Here is an 18,539-nt window from a genome sequence, read left to right on the forward strand (position 1 = left end):
CCGGTCGCGTCACGGCGCGGTGTCCGGAAAGGCCCGGTTGCCGCCCCGGTACGGATGCGGCGCGGCGCGGGGCCGCGACCGGCCCCCGTACCGGTCGCGGCCCCGCGGGCGAGGGTGGTCAGGAGCCGCAGCAGCCGCCTGCCGGAGCCTCCTCGGCTGCCGGCGCCGCCGCCGGTGCGGCGAGCGCGACCGGCTGCGGGGCGGAGGGGGCGCAGCAGCCGCCGCCGTCGGCGGCCTGCGCGTCGGGCTCGTCGAAGAGCCCGGCGCCGCCGCAGACCCCGGTCTCGGGGAGGGTGAGTTCGACGCGGTCGGCGGCCTCGAGGTCGCCGGCGAGGGCGGCGGCGATGGAGCGCACCTGCTCGTAGCCGGTCATGGCCAGGAAGGTCGGGGCGCGGCCGTAGGACTTCATGCCCGCCAGGTAGACGCCTTCCTCGGGATGGGAGAGCTCGCGGTGGCCGTGCGGGTGGACGGTGCCGCAGGAGTGGACGTTGGGGTCGATCAGCGGCGCCAGGTCCACCGGGGCCTGGAGGCGTTCGTCGAGGCGGAGGCGGAGCTCGGAGAGGAAGGACAGGTCGGGGCGGAAGCCGGTGAGCACCACGACCTCGTCCACGGGCTCCAGTCGCCGGCCGTCCTCGCCGGTCAGGACGAGGCGCCCGGCGCTGTCGCGCTCGACGGCCGCGGTGCGGAAGCCGGTGACGGCGTCGGCGTACCCCTCGTCCACGGCGGCCTTGGCGGCCAGGCCCAGGGCGCCGCGTGCGGGAAGCTGGTCGGCCTCCCCGCCGCCGTAGGTGTCACCGGAGATGCCGCGGCGCAGGAGCCACACCGCCCGCGTGCCGGCGCCGTCGCCGGACCGGGCGAGGTCGGCGAGCCCGGCGAGGGCGGTGAAGGCGGAGGCGCCGGAGCCGATGACGGCGGTGCGCCTGCCGGCGTGACGGGCCCGGACGGCCGGGTCCTTGAGGTCGGGGACACGGTAGCCGAGGCGATCGGACGCGGCGTGCTCCCCGAGGGCGGGCAGCCCGCTGCCGCCGGCCGGGCCCGGGGTGGCCCAGGTGCCGGAGGCGTCGATCACCGCGCGGGCGGTCAGACGCTCCTCCCCGCCGCCGGCGAGCGCGACATGGACGGTGAAGGGCTGGGCCGCGCGGCCGGCGTCCACGACGCGGTCCCGGCCGGCCCGGGAGACGCCGGTGACGGTGGTCCCGAAGCGCACCCGCTCGCCCAGGGCGTCGGCGAGCGGCTGGAGGTACAGCTCCGCCCAGTCGCCGCCGGTGGGGTAGGAGGCGGCGTCCGGCCGGGTCCAGCCGGTGGGGGCGAGGAGCTTCTCCGCGGCCGGGTCGGTGACCTCGCCCCACGGGGAGAAGAGCCGTACGTGCGCCCAGGCGCGCACCGCGGTGCCGGCGGCCGGCCCGGCCTCCAGCACCAGGGGTTCCAGGCCCCGGTCCAGCAGATGGGCGGCGGCGGCGAGCCCGGTGGGGCCGGCGCCGATCACGACGACGGGCAGCTCGGTGCTGGTGGGCGCGATCACGGTGACTCCCTGGCTGTTTCGATGTTCTTCTATGTCTACGCCTCAGTTTCCCAGGGGATTCGACATTCGTCAATGTATAGGCCTGCTGTGTCCCTGTCCGGTCCTGATCTCCGACGCCGTGGCGCCCGGCAGGCCGGCCGGTGCGGTGGTCTAGACCGCTTCCAGGGCAAGTGGAGGCTGTGGAGGCGGGGCGGGTGCGCGCGGCGACCGGGGCGCGGCCCCCGCTCGTACGGCAACGCCGTCGGCCACGTCAGGAGGTGGCCGGGAGCCGGTCGCCGACCGGTGGGTTGAGCCGTGCGAAGCCTTCCTGGCGCTGGTAGGGGAAGTGCGGATAGGGGGCCGCCTGGCTGCTTGCCGCGTCGAGTCGCGCCATCTGGTCGGGCGTGAGCGCCCAGCCCGTGGCTTGGAGGTTCTGGCGCAGTTGCTCCTCGTTGCGGGCGCCGATGATGACGGAGGAGACGGTCGGCCGCTGCAGCAGCCAGTTGAGAGCGATCTGCGGAACGGTCTTGCCGGTCTCCTGCCCGATCTCGTCGAGGGCGTCGACCACCCGGTAGAGGTGCTCGTCCTCGACGGGCGGGCCGTAGCCGGCGGTGCGGTGCAGTCGGCTGGTGGCGGGCAACGGCTGGTTGCGGCGGACTTTGCCGGTGAGTCGTCCCCAGCCGAGCGGGCTCCAGACGAGCGCCCCGAGGTTCTGGTCGAGTCCGAGGGGCATCAGCTCCCACTCGTAGTCGCGGCCGACCAGGGAGTAGTAGACCTGATGGGCGACGTAGCGCGGGTGGCCGTACCTCTCTGCGATCGCGAGGGACTTCATCGTCTGCCAGCCGGAGAAGTTGGAGACTCCCGCATAGCGGATCTTCCCTGCGCGGACGAGTGTGTCGAGTGTGGACAGGGTCTCCTCGATCGGCGTGCCGGCGTCGAAGGCGTGCAGCTGGAACAGGTCGATGTGGTCGGTGCCGAGCCGGCGCAGCGCGTTCTCGCACGCGGTGATCAGGCGGGAACGGGAGGAGCCCGCCTCGCCCGGGCCGTCACCCGTCGGCAGGCCGGTCTTGGTGGAGACGATCGCCTGGTCCCTGCGGCCCTTGAGCGCGGCGCCCAGCACCTCCTCGGACGCCCCACCGGAGTAGACGTCGGCGGTGTCGAACATCGTGACCCCGGCATCCAGGCAGATGTCGACAAGGCGGCGTGCTTCGTGAGCGTCGGTGGTTCCCCAGGCACCGAACAGCGGTCCCCGGCCGCCGAAGGTGCCCGCGCCGAAGCTCAGTGCGGGGACCTTCAGGCCGGACGCGCCCAGTCGTCTGTACTCCATGGTCGTACCTCTTCCGTGGATAGCTAACGGGTCTGTGGCCCCGTTAGTGCGAGACCTACGCTAGCACTGAGGCGCAATAAACGAAACTGGAGTTCTGTTATGGAGTCCGAAGGTGTGGAGCCGGGTACCGTCCGGCCCGGCGGGCGCACGGCACGGGTGCGGGCGGCGGTGCTGCAGGCGGCTGGTGACGCTCTGGCTGAGCAGGGCTTCGCCGGCCTGGATCTCGCCGACATCGCCCGCCGGGCCGGTGTGGGCAAGACGACCGTCTACCGCCGCTGGGGGACGGTGGCCGGCCTGGTGGCCGACCTGCTGAGGGACATGGCCGAGCACTCACAGCCGCGTACCGAGACCGGCTCGTTGCTCGGCGACCTCCGTGCCAACGCGCGGCTCGTGCAGCGGACCCTGGCCGACCCGCGGCAGGGAGCGCTGTTCAAGGCCGTGATCGCCGCAGCCACCAGTGAGGCGAAGACGGGGGAGGCGCTGCGGCGCTTCTACCGCATCCGTGTCGCGGAATGGGCGCCCTGCGTCCAGCAGGCCGTCGAACGGGGCGAGGTGCCCGAAGGGACCGACGCCCACGAGGTGATCCGGGCCGTCTCCGCCCCCCTCTACTACCGTCTGCTGGTCAGCGGAGGGCACATCGACGAAGCCGTCGCGGACCGGGCGGCCGAGGCCGCTGCTGCTGCGGCGCGCGCGGGAGCGTACGCCGTGCGTCCGCGGTAGGGCGGGAGCGGCCCGGGCGCCGGTACCGGAACCGCGCAGGCCCGATGCCGGCCCGGCCGCCGCTCGGTGACAACCGGACGGTGAGCACCGGAGTCCCGCCCCCGGGGGCGCGCCGAGCACTCCGTGGTGCAGGGGGGCCGAGGTCCGTGCGGGCACGGGGCGTGCCGGGTGCCCCGCGGTGAGCAGGGGCCCGGTCGCCGCCCGTCAGGCTAGCGGGCGGCTGCCGGGAACTTCTTGCGCCAGGCCAGCGAGACGTACACCAGGGCCACCAGGGCGGGGACCTCGATGAGGGGGCCGACGACGCCGGAGAGGGCCTGGCCGGAAGTGACCCCGAAGGTGGCGATCGCCACCGCGATGGCGAGTTCGAAGTTGTTGCCGGCGGCGGTGAAGGCCAGCGTGGCGGTGCGGTCGTAGGGCAGGCCGGCGGCCTTGCCGAGGGCGAAGGTGCCGAACCACATCAGCGCGAAGTACACCAGCAGCGGCACCGCGATCCGGGCCACGTCCAGCGGCCGGGAGGTGATGGTGTCGCCCTGGAGGGCGAAGAGGATCACGATGGTGAAGAGCAGCCCGTAGAGCGCGAAGGGCCCGATGCGCGGCAGGAACCGGTTCTCGTACCGCTCCCGGCCCATCCGCCGCTCGCCCAGGCGGCGGGTGAGGAACCCGGCGACGAGGGGGACGCCCAGGAAGATCACGACGTTGAGGGCGATCTCCCCCACGGAGACGTCGAGGGCCTCGCCCTGGCCGAGGCCGAGCCAGCCGGGCAGCAGGTCGAGGTAGAACCAGCCGAGGAGGCCGAAGGCGAGGACCTGGAAGACCGAGTTCAGGGCGACCAGGACGGCGGCGGCCTCGCGGTGGCCGCAGGCCAGGTCGTTCCAGATGATCACCATGGCGATGCAGCGGGCGAGGCCGACGATGATCAGTCCGGTGCGGTACTCCGGCAGGTCCGGCAGGAAGACCCAGGCCAGGGCGAACATCACCGCGGGACCCAGCACCCAGTTGACGACCAGGGAGGAGGCCATCAGGGTGCGGTCGCGGGTGACGGCGTCCAGCTTGTCGTAGCGGACCCTGGCCAGCACCGGGTACATCATGACCAGCAGCCCGAGCGCGATCGGCAGGGAGATCCCGCCGGTCTCGACCGCCGCGAGGACGTCGTTCAGGCCGGGCACCGCGCGGCCCAGGCCGAGCCCGGCGGCCATCGCCGCCAGGATCCACACCGCGAGGAAGCGGTCCAGGGTGGAGAGCCGGCCGGCCACCTGTGTGCCGCCGCCCTCGGGCGGCGGCGTCGTGGCGGGACCGGCGGGCGGACGCGGCGGGGTGGACGGGGATGCGGTGCCGGTCACGGACAGGACCTCTTCGTGTCGGTGGCGCGTGTGGTGCGGGCGGCGGCCGCGAGGGCGGAGAAGGAGCCGGCGACCGCCTCGATGACGTCCGGCCGCAGCTTGTAGTAGGTGAAGCGGCCGCAGGGTTCGGTCTCCACCACCCCCGCCTCGCGCAGCACCCGCAGGTGGTTGGAGAGGTTCGTCTGGCGGGCGCCGGTCTCGGCGACCAGGTGGGTGGTGCAGAGCGTCTCGTGCGCGAGCAGTGTCACGATCTTCAGCCGGAGCGGGTCCGCCAGCACCCGCAACAGTTCAGTGTCGACTGACGTCAGCATGCGCTGATACTGTCACATCACCGGTGGCTGACACCACCGGGCGGTGACGCACCGGTCGCCGCTGCAGCTCCGACGGACAGGAAAGCCGCCCCGCCATGACCGAGAAGCCCTCCGTGCTCTTCGTGTGCGTCCACAACGCAGGCCGCTCGCAGATGGCCGCCGCCTGGCTCACCCACCTCGCGGGCGACCGCGTCGAGGTCCGCTCGGCCGGTTCCGCACCCGCCGACCAGGTCAACCCCGCCGCCGTCGAGGCGATGCGGGAGGCCGGCGTCGACCTCACCGCGGCGCGGCCGAAGGTGCTCACCCCCGAGGCCGTCCAGGCGTCCGACGTCGTCGTCACCATGGGCTGCGGCGACGCCTGCCCCGTCTTCCCCGGCAAGCGGTACCTCGACTGGACGCTGGACGACCCCGCCGGGCAGGGCGTCGAGGCCGTACGGCCCATCCGCGACGACATCAGGACCCGGGTCGAGGGACTGATCGCCGAGATCGCCCCGGAGGGCGCCGGCACCTCCGGGTGACCGCCGCCCGGGCGTACGGGCCGGGCGTACGGGGACGGGGCGGGGCCCCGGGCGCCCGGCCCGGGCCCCGCCCCGTACGGCGAGAGTCGCGTCGTCAGGCGGAGAGGCTCGCCAGCGCCTCGTTGAGGGTCTTCGACGGCCGCATCACGGCCCCGGCCTTGGTGTCGTCCGGCCGGTAGTAGCCGCCGATGTCGGCCGGGGAGCCCTGGACCCCGGTCAGCTCGTCGACGATCGTCTGCTCCTGCTCGGTCAGCGTGCGGGCCAGCGGCTCGAACGCCTCGGCGAGCCGGGCGTCCTCGGTCTGCCGCGCCAGCTCCTGCGCCCAGTAGAGCGCCAGGTAGAAGTGGCTGCCGCGGTTGTCGATGCCGCCGATGCGGCGGGTGGGCGACTTGTTCTCCTGCAGGAAGGTCGCCGTCGCCCGGTCGAGGGTGTCCGCGAGCACCTGGGCACGGGCGTTGTCCGTGCGCTGCGCGAGGTGTTCGAAGCTGACCGCCAGCGCGAGGAACTCGCCCAGGCTGTCCCAGCGCAGGTAGTTCTCCTTGACGAGCTGCTGGACGTGCTTCGGGGCCGAGCCGCCGGCGCCGGTCTCGAACAGCCCGCCGCCGTTGATCAGTGGGACGACGGAGAGCATCTTGGCGCTGGTGCCCAGCTCCAGGATGGGGAACAGGTCGGTCAGGTAGTCCCGCAGCACGTTCCCGGTGACCGAGATGGTGTTCTCGCCGCGGCGGATGCGCTCCAGGGAGAACGCGCACGCCTGGGCCGGGGCCATGATCTCGATCTGCAGGCCCTCGGTGTCGTGCTCCGCGAGGTACTCCCGCACCTTGGCGATGAGGTTCGCGTCGTGGGCGCGGGTCTCGTCCAGCCAGAAGACGGCCGGGTCGCCGGTGGCACGGGCGCGGGTGACGGCCAGCTTGACCCAGTCCCGGACCGGCACGTCCTTGGTCTGGCACATGCGGAAGATGTCGCCGGTGCCGACGGTCTGCTCCAGGACGACCTCGCCCTTGCCGTCGGTCACCCGCACGGTGCCGGTGGCGGGGATCTCGAAGGTCTTGTCGTGGCTGCCGTACTCCTCGGCCTTCTGCGCCATCAGGCCGACGTTGGGCACCGAGCCCATGGTGGCCGGGTCGAAGGCGCCGTTGGCCCGGCAGTCGTCGATGACGGTCTGGTAGACCCCGGCGTAGCTGCTGTCCGGGATGACCGCGAGCGCGTCCTGCTCCTGGTCGTCCTTGTTCCACATGTGGCCGGCGCTGCGGATCATCGCCGGCATGGAGGCGTCGATGATCACGTCGCTCGGCACGTGCAGGTTGGTGATCCCGCGGTGCGAGTCCACCATCGCCAGGTCCGGGCCCTCGGCCAGCTCGGCCTCGAAGGACTCCTTGATCTTCTGGCCCTCCGGCAGCGACTCCAGGCCCTTGAGGATGCCGCCGAGCCCGTCGTTCGGGGTGAGGCCGGCCGCGGCCAGGGCCGAGCCGTGCTCGGCGAAGGTCTTCGGGAAGAAGGCCCGCACGGCGTGGCCGAAGATGATCGGGTCGGAGACCTTCATCATCGTGGCCTTGAGGTGCACCGAGAAGAGCACGCCCTCGGCCTTGGCGCGGGCCACCTGCTCCTTGAGGAACTCGCGGAGCACCGCGACGCGCATCACGGCGGCGTCCACCACCTCGCCCGTGGTGACCGGCACCGACTCGCGCAGCACGGTGGTGCTGCCGTCGTCGCCGACCAGCTCGATGCGGAGGGTGTCGTCCGCCGGGACGACCACCGACTTCTCGGTGGAGCGGAAGTCGTCGCCGGTCATGTGGGCGACGTTGGTCTTCGAGCCGGCGGACCAGGTGCCCATCCGGTGCGGGTTGGACCGGGCGTAGTTCTTCACCGAGGAGGGGGCGCGGCGGTCGGAGTTGCCCTCGCGGAGCACCGGGTTCACGGCGCTGCCCTTGACCTTGTCGTACCGGGCGCGGATCTCCCGCTCCTCGTCGGTCTTCGGCTCGTCCGGGTAGTCCGGCAGCGCGTAGCCCTGCTCCTGGAGCTCGGCGACGGCGGCCTTGAGCTGGGGGATCGAAGCCGAGATGTTCGGCAGCTTGATGATGTTGGCCTGCGGGGTCTTGGCCAGCGCGCCCAGCTCGGCCAGCGCGTCCTCCATGCGCTGGTCCTCCCGCAGCCACTCGGGGAAGCTCGCGATGATCCGCCCGGCGAGCGAGATGTCGCGGCTCTCCACGGCCACCCCGGCCGTCGAGGCGTACGCCCGGACCACGGGCAGGAAGGAATAGGTGGCCAGGGCCGGGGCCTCGTCGGTCTGCGTGTAGATGATGGTCGAGTCAGTCACCGGTACTCCGCTTCAGTCACGCGATCGTCTCGACGTCAAGATATCTCGTGGGTGCCGCCCCGGGACAGCGACCCCCGTGGGGGCGCGCGTACGGCCCGCTGCCGGGGGCGCCGGCACCGTACGGCCGTGCGGTTCGCCGCGCCCACGGGCGCCCGGCCCCCCGGGACCCGTGCTGCGGGTGCCCGGCTGCGGTGCCCGGGGCGCGTAGGCCCGGCCGGCCCGCGCTCACGACCCGGAGTCCGTCCCGGACGGCAGGCTCGCGCGGCCGTGGCCGTGCGTACGGCGGTGGCTCCACCAGAGCAGGCCGGCCAGGATCAGCCCGGACAGGATCAGCCCCGAGCCGGTGCTCCAGCCGCCCACCGGCAGCCGGTCCACCAGGCCACAGGCGATGCCCGCGGCCACCAGGCACAGTGCCACGCACGCCGAGGCCGCGATCCGCCAGCGCGAGGAGACGCTCTCCGCCGCGGCCTGCATCGCCCGCGTCCGTACGGGGGCGATGAAGCGGTCCACGGCCGGGAACTCCCGGGCCAGCACGATCAGCCCGGCCAGCACCAGCAGCAGCCCGGGGCCCGGCAGCACCAGCAACAGGGTGCCCACCAGCAGCAGCACCCCGCCCAGAGTCACCGCGAAGACGCGCCTGACGTGTCGCACGGGCGTCATGCCGTTCCCTCCACTGGTGTATGGCTGCCGGTTCTCACCGTAGTCGCGTACCCGGCACGGGGCCGGGCGGCCGCCCCCGTGCGGTCTCCGCACCACCGGGGCGGCGGGCGGCCTCCCGGGCGGTACGGCCGCACCGGCGGCCCGGTCGTCCGTCCCGGTCCGCGACGGCGGGGTCCGGCGCCCGGGGGAGGCGCACCGGACGGACGGGGATCACCCGGCCGTCACCGGGTATGCGGAGAACGGGCGGCCCGGCCGCCCGTACGCAGGCCCCGGAGACGCCGGGGCCCCACGGACCGAGGAGGCACCACCATGGCCGGACTGATCTCCCAGCTCAAGCGGTTCAGCCGCACCCCGCAGGGGCAGCGGGCGATCGCCGCGGCCCGGCAGGCCGCGAACGATCCGCGGAAGCGGGCGCAGGCCCAGCGGCTGCTGAGCCGGCTGCGCGGGCGGCGCTGAGCCGCCCGGCGGCCCCGGGAGCGGGCCCGGTGCCCCGCGCCGGGGACGCTGGTGGGGGCGCCGGCGTGGCGACCGGGTGGCGGCGGGTGAGGGACGGACCTGCGGCGGGTACCCCTGCCGGACCGCCGAGCGTCGCCGTGGAGGGAGCCGTGCGCCATGCAGGACACCGACGAGGAGCCGGGCGTCATCGCAGTCGGTCTCGACTACTCGGCCGCGAGCGGGGCCGCCGCCGGGTGGGCCGCCCGGCAGGCCCGCATCCGCGGCCTGGCGCTGCGCCTCGTCCACGGATGGAGGACCGCGCCCAGCGACCGCCCCGCGTCCGGCGCCGCCCCCGGGCGGGAACGGGCGCGGCGGCTGCTCGACGACACCCGGGACCGCCTGACCGGCCGGTACCCCGGTCTCTCCGTGACGGCCGACCTGGTGGAGGAGCCGCCCGGCCCGGCGCTGCTGGCCGCGGCCCGGGACGCGCGGGCGCTGGTGCTGGGCACCCACGGACTGCACCGGTTGCCGCGCTTCTTCCTCGGCGGCACCGGGCAGGAGGTGGTGGCCCGTGCGGAGCGGCCCGTGGTGCTCGTACGGGCCGGGATGGAGCCGGGGCCGGAGCCGGAGGCCGCGGCGGACGGGGAACCCGCGCCGGCGGAGGAGCCCCGGCAGACAGCGCCCGCGGAAGGTGCGGAGCCGCCGGAGACACCCGCTGCCGGGCCCGAGGAGGCCGCCGGCCGGGGCGTCACGGAGGCCGCCGCGGAAGCCGCCTCGGAGGCCGCCGCGGACGGCGCGCCCGGGGCCGGGCCGGGTGAGGGCCGGGTCGTGGTGGGCATCGGGCTCGACCACACGTACGACAACGTGCTCGGCTTCGCCTTCCGTGTCGCCGACGAGGCCGGGCTGCCGCTGCACGTGGTCCACGGCGGCAAGCTGCCGCAGTACGTCTACCTGCCGGGCGGGCCGCCCATCCCGCACCTCGCCCGGGACTTCCGCGAGCGGGTGGAACAGGAGATGCGGGCCGTGATCCGCCCGTGGGCCGAGAAGTTCCCGGACGTCGAGCTGCGTGGTGGGCTGCGGCTGGAGGGCGCCGCCCACGCACTGATCCACGAGGCCGCGGGCTCCGACCTGCTGGTGATCGGCCGCTGCCGCCGGCACCGGGCGGGGTTCGGGGACCGTGTCGGCCCGGTGGCCCAGGCCGCGGTGCACCACGCCGCCTGTCCCGTCGCGGTGGTCCCGCACGGCTGACCGGACACGTGTACGCCCGTGCGGCACCCCCGGGGCTTCGGGGGAGTGGCCGCCGGATCGGCCGAGCCGCCGCCGCGCCTCGCGGCGCACCGTTCCCGGGTGGCCGGGGCGCCACCCGGGAACGATGATCAGTGCGCGTGGTCGCCGTGCCCGTCGTCGCCGTGGTCCGGTTCCTCCGGCTCGGGCGGGTCCGCGGGTTCGCTCCCCCCTGCCGAGGGGTCCGGCGCCGGCGATGCGGGCGCGGACGGCGCCGACGGGGAGCCCGAGGGCTCCGGCTGGTCGTCCGTTCCGCCGTGGTCGTGCCCGTCGCCGTGCCCGTCCCCGTGGTCATCGCCGTGCCCGTCGCCGTGTTCGTCGCCGTGCCCGGCGGAGTCCGCGCCGTGGCCGTGGCTGAGCGCCGCCTGGCCCGCGGGCACCGCGGCGGCCGTGACCGCCGCGCTCATCGCGCCGGCGAGCAGGACCGCGCGAGCCGTCGAGGCGAAGCCGCGCCCTTCCGGGCGCACCAGGTGCCACAGCGCGACCAGGCAGACCAGGGCCTCCAGGACGGCGCTGGTGACGCCGGCCTGACCGATGTGCTCGGGAACGCCCGCGTGCGGCCCCACCGGCATGCCCGCGGTGCGGCTGACGGCCCAGACGGCGAGGATGCCGGCGTTCCCCGCCAGGCCGAGCAGCATGGTGGGCCGGCCGCCCGTGCGGAGCACGGAGAGCCCCCAGACCGCCTGGTAGACGGCGGCGGCGTAGAAGAAGACGCCGGATATCCACCACGAGCTGTAGTGGTCGACGCCTGCCGCGACATGGATGCCCGCGGAGCCGAGGGCGGCGAACGCCGCGAGGGCGCGGCCGGCACCGATGTCGCTCATGCCCCGTGCGGGGTGGGTGTCCTTTCTCCTGCTTCCCATGGGATGACCTGTCCGTTCCGTGTGTGGGGAGGTTCTCGGGGTGCGCGGGGCCGCGCTCCGGCCGTGGCCGGGCGCGACGGCTCGTCTACAGGCGCAGCACCGAGAGGACGGACAGGCGGGGCCCGGGCGGTGAGCGGGCCTGGGCGCCGGACGTGCGGTGCTCGGCGTGCCGCGGCGGGAGCATCGTGCCGGGCACCTCGGTGAGCACCGGCAGAGCGTGGGCCGGCCCCTCGCCGGTGATCGTCTCGCAGGAGGTGTCGTCGTGCTGGTCGCCGGGGGCCGGGGCGGGGCGGGAGGCTCGTGGCTGCCGCGGTGTCCCGTGCCCCGGGTGTGCCTCGTGCGTCTCGTGCGCGGCCACGGTGAGCAGCCCGTGGTCCGGGTGGTGGGGGAGATGGGTGGCCGCACCCGCGAAACCGTGGCCGAGGCCGAAGAGCGCGACGACCAGGAAGGTCAGCAGGCGTCCGCGATGCGGCAGCCGCATGGTCCCTCCTTCCGCGTCACCCGGTACCGGCGGGCGAAGATACCGCACGGCCGTTCGGGAGCACACGGCCGTGGCGCTTCCCGCGGTCCACCGGGCCCGGGCTCCCGGGTCCCGGACTTCGGGCCGGGCTCCCGGCCCCCGCCCGGGCCGTGCCGGGAGCGACCCGGCCCGGCCCGCGGCTGCCCGTCAGTGGCCGTCGCCGCCGGAAGCAACAGCCAGGCGCCGGGTGAAGGTCGCGCCGCCGTCCCGGGACTCGTAGACGCCGTCCCCGGTCGCCGCCAGGACCCGGTCGGCGCTCACCGCGGTGAGCGCCTGCGGCGCGCCGCCCGGCACCCGGCCCGTCACCTCCCAGCTTCGTCCGCCGTCGGAGCTGCGCCGCAGCACACCGTCCGGGCCGAGGCCGTAGAGCCCGCGCTGCCCGGCCCAGGAGACGAAGGCCAGCAACGGCTGGCGCCCGGCGCCGAAGGTGCGTCCGCCGTCGGTGCTGCGGGCCAGGCCGCCGCGCGTGGTGGCCAGCACCACGTCCGGATCGTCCGGGCTGACGGTGATGTCCACGGCGGCGAGCTGCGCCCGTGCGTCCCACTTCTTCCCGTCCCGGCTGACCCGGAGCACGCCGTTGGTGCTGTCGTAGCCGTACACGGTGCCGTGGGCGTGGCTGAGCGCGTGGAAGTCCACCTCGCCGCTCAGCGAGACCGGCTGCCAGGTACGGCCGGCGTCGGTGCTGCGGATGAGCCCCCGGTTCGCCGGGGCGTCGCTGCCGGGGGCGGGGTGGCCGCTGCCGAGGAACGTGCCGGGGCCGGCGACCGCGAACCCCATGTAGTCCGCCGCGTCGCCCACCCGCTGCGCCTCGCCGTTCCGGCCGACGGAGAGGACGCCCCGGTGGGTCGCGACGTAGAGCCGGCCGTCGGCGGGGTCGACGCCCAGACCGTGGATGTGGCCGGCGTCCACCGGGTCTCCCGTGGCGGGGGAGCCCTCCGTGCCGCCGGGGGACGGTTCGGCCGGGGCCCGGCTCGTACGGCCGGCGTCGCCGTCCGCGGTGCCGCCGGACCCGGCGGAGCAGGCGGTGAGGCCCACCGCGGCGAGCAGTGCGAGAGCGCCGGGGACGGCGCGCTGTCGGGTGTTCATGAGAGTCCTCTCGGGGGTTTCTCCCGGCCGCCGGGTGGGTTGCGGAGCAGCCGCCCGCTCGCCGGGGCTTCCGGCCGCGGACCGCGTGACACGGATGCGGCGGGGCCGGCCGCGCGTGCGTGCCGGCGGCCACGGGGTCGTTCGCCCGCCGCCGCCGTGTGCGGCCGCGGCCGGTGTCACGGGTGGTGAGCTGTGCGTCGCGGGGGCCGGCATCCGGGGGCGCCGCGAACGCCGGCCCGGCGGGTGCTCTACACCCGCAGGAGCTGAAGACGGTGCAGGTCCGGCGCACGGAGCGGCGGGGGACCGGCCCCGGGGGCGACGGTCCCGGGAGGCGCGCGCGGCGTGCGGTGCTCGGCGTCCGGTGGGCACGGCAGTGCGGCGACGGGCTGGGCGTGCCGGGCGGGTCCGGAATCCGGGCGGGCGCAGTGCGGGACGCCCGGCGCGGGCGACGGGGGGCAGCCGGCGCGTTCGTCCGGCACGGAGGGAGCCCCGCTCTGCGGGGAGCCGGCTTCCGGCGTGCCGGCGCCCTGCGTCTCCGCGTCGCCGTGCGGCGCCCCGGCGGGCCCCGGAGGCCCGGCGGGGAGCGCCCGGGTGTGCGCAACGCCGGCCGGCGTGGCCCCGGCCGTCCGGGTGCCGAGCGGCGCTGCGGGCTGTCCGGGATCCGTGGCCGGCGCCGTGCGGTGCGTCAGCGTGCCGTGGTGCGCCGCCGCGGCGTGCGCCGCGGTTCCGGGCGCGCCCGGAACGGTGGCGCCGGCAGTCACACAGGCCGGCACGCCCAGCACGGCCGTGAGCACCGCGAGCAGCAGCCGCGCGGCTCGCGCGCGGCGCCGCGCACGGTGCGCCGGCTCCCGGGGACCCACCAGAACGGACACGTGCCCACCTGAGAAGAAACGGACGGAGCAGCCGGGAATCTACCAGTGGCTCCGCGCGGGCAGGCGGGGCAGCCGGCAGGCCCGGGTGTGCCCCGGGAATCCTCCGCTCCCATGACGGCCGCTCGTTCTCCACCAGCACGGCGGCCAACGCCCCCCGGCGTCGTACGGCCGTCTCGCGCGAGGTCGCGAAAGCGGCGAGTCGGACCTGCGTGCGCCGCGGTCACACCGCAGGCATCCCCCTGCTCACGGCCCCGCATCGGCCCCTCGCGAGTGCCGCCGCCGCGCCGGGCCCGGAGAGCCCGCGGGCCCCGGGCCCGGCGAACTGGGTGGCTGCGCTCGTGTGCCGCCCACGGCGTGGCCGTCGCCGGCGAGGGCCGGGAGCGTCGTCCGGCGTCGCGGCCGCCCTGCCCCCGTCCCACCCGCTGCGCCTCAGCTGCGGCCGGGGGCCGGGCGGTCCTCCGTGGGGAGGGACGCGGCGAGCCGGGTCTCGTCCAGCCGTTCCAGCAGCTCGGCGGGCCCGTCGAACACCTCCTCGGCACCCGCCTCCGCGAGGTCCGCCCGCGGGACACCGCCGGTGAGCACCCCCAGGCAGGGCACCCCGGCCGCGGCGCACGCCTGCATGTCCCAGACGGTGTCCCCGACGAACAGCGTCCGGCGCGCCGGCACGCCGGCGAGCCGTACCGCCTCCCGCACCAGGTCGGGGGCCGGCTTGGTGCTGTCCACGTCGTCCCCGGCGGTGGCGGCGTCGATCGCGTCGTCCGCGTCCAGCGCCCGGCGCATCGCCGCCAGCTCCGTCGCCGCGGCGGAGCTGGCCAGGACGACGCGCCGGCCGCGGGCGGCCACCGCACGCAGCAGTGCGGCCGCGCCCGGCAGCGCGGCGAGCTTCGGGAAGTACGCGGCGTAGAGGGTGCCGTGCGCGGCCGCGATACGGGCGTCCTGCTCCCGGTCCCGGTCCGGGCCCAGCAGGTGTCCCACCAGCCGGTCGGAGCCCATGCCGACCGCATGGTGGACGTCCCGCATCGGCACCCGGTGCCCGGCCTGCCGGAACGCCTCCCACCAGGTGACCGCGTGCAGGTAGTTGGTGTCCACCAGCGTGCCGTCGACGTCGAACAGGACCGCGCGCACCGCCTCCGGGGCGCCGGGGGACTCGGAGGAACCGGAGGAACCAGAGGAACCAGAGGAATCCGTCATGCGCCGCTCCGCTCGCCGGGACAGGGGGCCGGAAAGGGAGCCGCGCTCACCCGTCCGGGTGATCCGGTACGGGCCCGGACGGAAGACCGCCCGGGCGTGGAGAACATCTCCACGCCCGGGCGTATCCCTCTCACCCAGAGGGGCCGCTCAACCCCGTCCGCCGAGTCCCACGCGTATCGCCTGCCAAACACGGCCCTTCACACCACCCTCCGCAGACCGCTCGGCGGTCCCGTCCGCCGAGCGCCCAGGGCTCCGGCCGACGGGCCGCGGCCGGGTCAGGCCGGGGGCGGGCCGGGTCAGTCGCGCCGGGCCCGGGCGAGGGCGTGCCGGATGCGGTCGTCCGCGAGCTGGCCCTCCACGATCCGGGACGCCACCTCGCGCAGCTTCACGTTCAGGTGTTGCGAGCAGCGCACCAGCATGCCGAACGCCTGTGGTGAGGCGACGCCGTAGCGCTCCATCAGCATTCCGGTGGCCTCCCCGATGAGCTGGCGGCTCGCGACCGCGGTCTCCAGCGAGTCGACCTGCCCGGCCCGGTCCAGCGCCACGGCTGCGTGCTCGCCGAAGACGGCTGCGGTCCGCACGGCGGTCTCGTCGAAGGCCTCCGGCTTGGCGGAGCAGAGACACAGCGTGCCGAGCGTGCCGCGCTCGCCGGTCAGCGTGCAGGCCAGCAGCGCACGCACCCCCAGCTCCTCGGCGTGCCGGGCGAACCGCGGCCAGCGCCGCTCCTCCGCCGTGTCCGCGATCCGCACCACCGGCTCGCCGGACTGCGGGGCCGGCACCGGCCCCTCGCCCAGTCGTTCCTGCACCCGGGCCAGCTCCGGGACCGGTCCGCCCGTGTGCGCCTCGCTGCCGACCGCGCCGCCACCGCGCCGGAGGGAGAGGAAGCCCGCGTGCTCGCTGCCCGGGACCGTGGTGACCGCCAGGTCCACCACCCGGCGCAGCGTCCGCTCCCGGGAGGGCAGTCCGTGCAGCAGGCGGGAGAGGGCGGCGAACCGGGCCGCGACCTCCAGGGGAGGGCTCTCCGCCACCGTGCATCACCACCTCGGAAACGCCGCGCCAGATCGCGACCAGGCTACAAGCGGTAGGCGCCGGGCGCCGCTCGGTGAGGGGGCCACGTCCCTGCGGCCGTGGCGGCGACCGGGTGCGGACCCCGGGGCGCCGCGGCCGGGCCGTGCCCGCCCCGCACGGCGGGCCGGTGCCGCGTACGGGGAGGCGGGGCGGCGCGCCGTCCGAGTGCGGGCCCCGGCCCCCGCACGTACGGTGAGAGACGAGCAGTGCTTCGACCAGCAGGCACTACGCGAGCCACAGGCCCTGTCGCCCTGATGCTCCGGTCGTGCCGGTCCCGCATCGCGGCGGCGTTCGCCGACGGACCACCTCGATCCGGGAGGGCGCAGCATGGTCACTGCCTACCGGGCGAAGCACGCCCGTCACCCGCATGACGACGCCCCCGACACCGCCGAGATCTTCCGCCGCATCGCCGAGCTGCCGGACGGTCCCGAGAAGGAGGAGCTGCGGGGACAGGTGGTGTGCGCGTGGATGCCGATGGCGCGCCGGCTCGCCGGGCGCTTCCGGGACCGGGGGGAGCCGCTGGAGGATCTTCAGCAGACGGCCGCGCTGGGGCTGGTGAAGGCGGTGGCCGGCTACGACGCGGGACGCGGCACCGTCTTCGAGAGCTACGCCATCCCCACCATCGTCGGCGAGATCAAGCGGCACTTCCGCGACCACACCTGGGACCTGCACGTGCCGCGCCGGGTCCAGCACCTGCGCAACCGGGTGCGGGCCAGTTCGCGCGAGCTGATCTCGGTCCTCGGCGACCGGGCGCCCACGGTCGCGCAGATCGCCGAGCACAGCGGGCTCACCGAGGAGGAGGTGCTGCTGGGGATGGAGGCGCTGGAGAGTTACACGGCTCTCTCGCTCGACGCCGAGCTGCCCGCCGGGGACAACGGCTTCTCGCTCCAGGACGTCCTGGGCGAGTGCGACGCCGGGTACGACCAGGTGGTGCACCGGGAGGCGGTGAAGCCGCACCTCTGCCAGCTTCCCGAGCGGGAGCGCAGAATCCTCTATCTGCGCTTCTTCTGCGACATGACGCAGAGCTGCATCGCCGACGAGCTGGGCATCTCGCAGATGCACGTCTCCCGGCTGCTGCACGCGACCTGCGAGCGCATCCACCGCCGCGTGGAGGGGGAGCGGGCCGCGGAACGGGCCGCGCAGGAGAGCGGGCGCAGCCGCGTGTAGGGGCGCGCTCCGCCGGGCGCGGGTTGCCCGGGGCCGTACGGCGCCGTACGGCGCCGTGCGGACGGCCCGCAGAACGGAGGAAGGAGTGCGGCCGCGTGCCGTGAGCCGGTGCGCCCGCCGTTCGGGGGGGGCGTGCGGCGGAACCCCCGGGCCGGACGGGCCCCGGCCTCCGGAGGAAAGTGCCCCGGCGCGCCCGTTGCGTCGCGGCAGCGGCCCGGCCGCCGCGCTCAGGGGAGCGGGGCGGCGGCCGCCCGGGCGGGGCGCGGCAGGCGTGCCACCGCGTCCAGCACCTCGTCGGCCGTGATCCGCAGCAGCCGTGGGTCCGTACGGGTGCCGTGCGCGTCCCCCGGCCGTACGGCACCCGGCGCGTCCGGGTCCGGGCGCCACAGCACCCGGTGCCGGGGGTGGTCCGGCGGCCCCCAGAGCACGGGGGAGACGGGTCCGAACAGCACCACGGAGGGGGCGGCCAGCGCACTGGCCAGGTGGGCCAGTCCGGTGTCCCCCGAGACCACCGCGCGCGCCCCGGCGACCAGCGCCGTCAGCTCCGCGAACGGCACGTCGGCGCCGCCGCCGTGCACGGCCGTGGGCGGCAGCCCGGCCCGCCGGGCGATGCCGTGGGCGAGCTCCGCCTCGCCGGCCCCGGCGGTCAGCACCACCCGGTGCCCGGCTCGCCGCAGCCCGGCGGCCACCGCGGCGAACCGCTCCGGCGGCCAGCACCGGGCGGCGGCGTCCGCGCCCGGGTGCAGCACGGTGGCGCCTGGGGCCGGTGAGGGGCGGCCGGGCACGGGGATGTGCAGGTCCTCCGGGTCGGCCGGGACGCCGTACGCCTCCAGCAGACGGCACCAGCGCCGGCGCTCGTGCTCGTCCTCGCGCCACTCGGGACCCGGCGCGTCCGGCACCGCGGGGTCGGCGAAGGCCAGCAGCCGGACCGGGCGCAGGGCCCGCAGCAGGCGGTGGCTGGCCTCGCCGTTGCCGTGCAGGTCGACCGCGACGGCCGGGGGCGGCCCGGCCCACTCCAGCCGTCCGGGTACGGCGCGGCCCGGCCCCTCGGCCGGCAGCAGCCGGTCCACGGCGCCGGTCGCGGCGGCGGCCTCCGCCAGCCGGGCGGGTGCCGCGAGGACGAGCGGACGCTCCGGGTGGGCCCGCCGCAGTGCGCGCAGCGCCGGTACGGCGGTGAGCAGGTCGCCCAGCCCGAGCGCCCGCAGCACCAGCACCGCGTCACTGCCGGGCGCGTCCGGCGCCCCCGGCGCGCCCGGCTGGGCCGCCCCTGCCACGCCGCCCGCCCGGCTAGGCCCGGCACCCCCGGCACCGCGCGCCCCGCTCGCCGGGCCGTCGCCCGCGGAGGGGGCGGCATCCCCG

Annotated in this window: 17 protein-coding genes; 5 read left to right on the plus strand and 12 right to left on the minus strand. The window is 75.9% G+C overall.

The genetic code is table 11. From position 1 onward, the window contains the following. Window positions 1-118 precede the first annotated feature (118 nt). Together HOY81_RS07030 and HOY81_RS07040 are read right to left on the minus strand one after the other, a co-directional pair. Window positions 119-1,522 carry an FAD-dependent oxidoreductase gene (locus HOY81_RS07030; RefSeq protein ID WP_308340957.1) on the minus strand — a complete coding sequence of 468 codons (1,404 nt, stop codon included), beginning with the start codon at window positions 1,520-1,522 and terminating at the stop codon, window positions 119-121. 250 nt (window positions 1,523-1,772) lie between these two features. Beyond that, complete coding sequence (locus HOY81_RS07040; protein WP_237319329.1) at window positions 1,773-2,828, minus strand: aldo/keto reductase; 1,056 nt, start codon at window positions 2,826-2,828, stop codon at window positions 1,773-1,775. 99 nt (window positions 2,829-2,927) lie between these two features. Here HOY81_RS07040 and HOY81_RS07045 point away from each other — a divergent pair, with 99 nt between their 5' ends. After that, a complete protein-coding gene (locus HOY81_RS07045) occupies window positions 2,928-3,548 on the plus strand; it encodes a TetR/AcrR family transcriptional regulator (protein WP_237319330.1) in 621 nt (206 codons plus the stop codon). Between the two features lie 209 nt (window positions 3,549-3,757). Here HOY81_RS07045 and arsB read toward each other — a convergent pair whose 3' ends face one another. Further along, the gene (gene arsB, locus HOY81_RS07050) at window positions 3,758-4,801 is read right to left on the minus strand and encodes an ACR3 family arsenite efflux transporter (RefSeq protein WP_308340959.1); all 1,044 of its coding nucleotides are present in this window, start codon (window positions 4,799-4,801) and stop codon (window positions 3,758-3,760) included. Between the two features lie 83 nt (window positions 4,802-4,884). Further along, complete coding sequence (locus HOY81_RS07055) at window positions 4,885-5,199, minus strand: helix-turn-helix transcriptional regulator (protein ID WP_237319331.1); 315 nt, start codon at window positions 5,197-5,199, stop codon at window positions 4,885-4,887. Window positions 5,200-5,294: 95 nt separating this feature from the next. Between HOY81_RS07055 and HOY81_RS07060 the strand changes: the two genes are divergently transcribed. Continuing rightward, on the plus strand, window positions 5,295-5,717 hold the full coding sequence (locus tag HOY81_RS07060; RefSeq protein WP_237319332.1) for an arsenate reductase ArsC: 423 nt from the start codon (window positions 5,295-5,297) through the stop codon (window positions 5,715-5,717). Between the two features lie 94 nt (window positions 5,718-5,811). On the opposite strand, the gene HOY81_RS07065 is transcribed toward HOY81_RS07060, so the two are convergent. Both HOY81_RS07065 and HOY81_RS07070 read right to left on the minus strand, forming a co-directional pair. Continuing rightward, entirely contained in the window at window positions 5,812-8,034 is a 2,223-nt protein-coding gene (locus HOY81_RS07065) for an NADP-dependent isocitrate dehydrogenase (protein ID WP_237319333.1), read from the minus strand. 225 nt (window positions 8,035-8,259) lie between these two features. Next, on the minus strand, window positions 8,260-8,694 hold the full coding sequence (locus HOY81_RS07070; RefSeq protein ID WP_237319334.1) for a PGPGW domain-containing protein: 435 nt from the start codon (window positions 8,692-8,694) through the stop codon (window positions 8,260-8,262). A gap of 309 nt (window positions 8,695-9,003) precedes the next feature. Here HOY81_RS07070 and HOY81_RS07075 point away from each other — a divergent pair, with 309 nt between their 5' ends. Beyond that, window positions 9,004-9,150: a hypothetical protein gene (locus HOY81_RS07075; RefSeq protein ID WP_237319335.1), complete on the plus strand. Its 147-nt coding sequence runs from the start codon at window positions 9,004-9,006 to the stop codon at window positions 9,148-9,150. Window positions 9,151-9,306: 156 nt separating this feature from the next. Continuing rightward, on the plus strand, window positions 9,307-10,377 hold the full coding sequence (locus tag HOY81_RS07080; RefSeq protein ID WP_237319337.1) for a universal stress protein: 1,071 nt from the start codon (window positions 9,307-9,309) through the stop codon (window positions 10,375-10,377). A 128-nt stretch (window positions 10,378-10,505) separates the two neighbouring features. Here the strand turns inward: HOY81_RS07080 and HOY81_RS07085 are convergent, their stop codons facing one another. The 5 genes from HOY81_RS07085 to HOY81_RS07105 all read right to left on the minus strand — a co-directional run bounded on the left by HOY81_RS07085 (window position 10,506) and on the right by HOY81_RS07105 (window position 15,973). Continuing rightward, window positions 10,506-11,276: a hypothetical protein gene (locus HOY81_RS07085; protein ID WP_237319339.1), complete on the minus strand. Its 771-nt coding sequence runs from the start codon at window positions 11,274-11,276 to the stop codon at window positions 10,506-10,508. Window positions 11,277-11,361: 85 nt separating this feature from the next. After that, a complete protein-coding gene (locus tag HOY81_RS07090; RefSeq protein ID WP_237319341.1) occupies window positions 11,362-11,757 on the minus strand; it encodes a hypothetical protein in 396 nt (131 codons plus the stop codon). A 186-nt stretch (window positions 11,758-11,943) separates the two neighbouring features. Next, complete coding sequence (locus HOY81_RS07095; RefSeq protein ID WP_237319343.1) at window positions 11,944-12,882, minus strand: F510_1955 family glycosylhydrolase; 939 nt, start codon at window positions 12,880-12,882, stop codon at window positions 11,944-11,946. A 1,301-nt stretch (window positions 12,883-14,183) separates the two neighbouring features. Next, on the minus strand, window positions 14,184-14,945 hold the full coding sequence (locus tag HOY81_RS07100; RefSeq protein WP_237319345.1) for an HAD family hydrolase: 762 nt from the start codon (window positions 14,943-14,945) through the stop codon (window positions 14,184-14,186). A gap of 296 nt (window positions 14,946-15,241) precedes the next feature. After that, window positions 15,242-15,973: a GAF and ANTAR domain-containing protein gene (locus tag HOY81_RS07105; protein ID WP_237319346.1), complete on the minus strand. Its 732-nt coding sequence runs from the start codon at window positions 15,971-15,973 to the stop codon at window positions 15,242-15,244. Window positions 15,974-16,340: 367 nt separating this feature from the next. On the opposite strand from HOY81_RS07105, the gene HOY81_RS07110 reads away from it, so the two are divergent. Further along, entirely contained in the window at window positions 16,341-17,180 is an 840-nt protein-coding gene (locus HOY81_RS07110; RefSeq protein WP_237319347.1) for a SigB/SigF/SigG family RNA polymerase sigma factor, read from the plus strand. 227 nt (window positions 17,181-17,407) lie between these two features. On the opposite strand, the gene HOY81_RS07115 is transcribed toward HOY81_RS07110, so the two are convergent. Next, the gene (locus HOY81_RS07115) at window positions 17,408-18,454 is read right to left on the minus strand and encodes a glycosyltransferase family 9 protein (RefSeq protein WP_237319353.1); all 1,047 of its coding nucleotides are present in this window, start codon (window positions 18,452-18,454) and stop codon (window positions 17,408-17,410) included. Window positions 18,455-18,539: the final 85 nt, after the last annotated feature.

This window comes from Streptomyces sp. JJ36 (genome assembly GCF_021696945.1).
Taxonomy (GTDB): Bacteria; Actinomycetota; Actinomycetes; order Streptomycetales; family Streptomycetaceae; genus Streptomyces.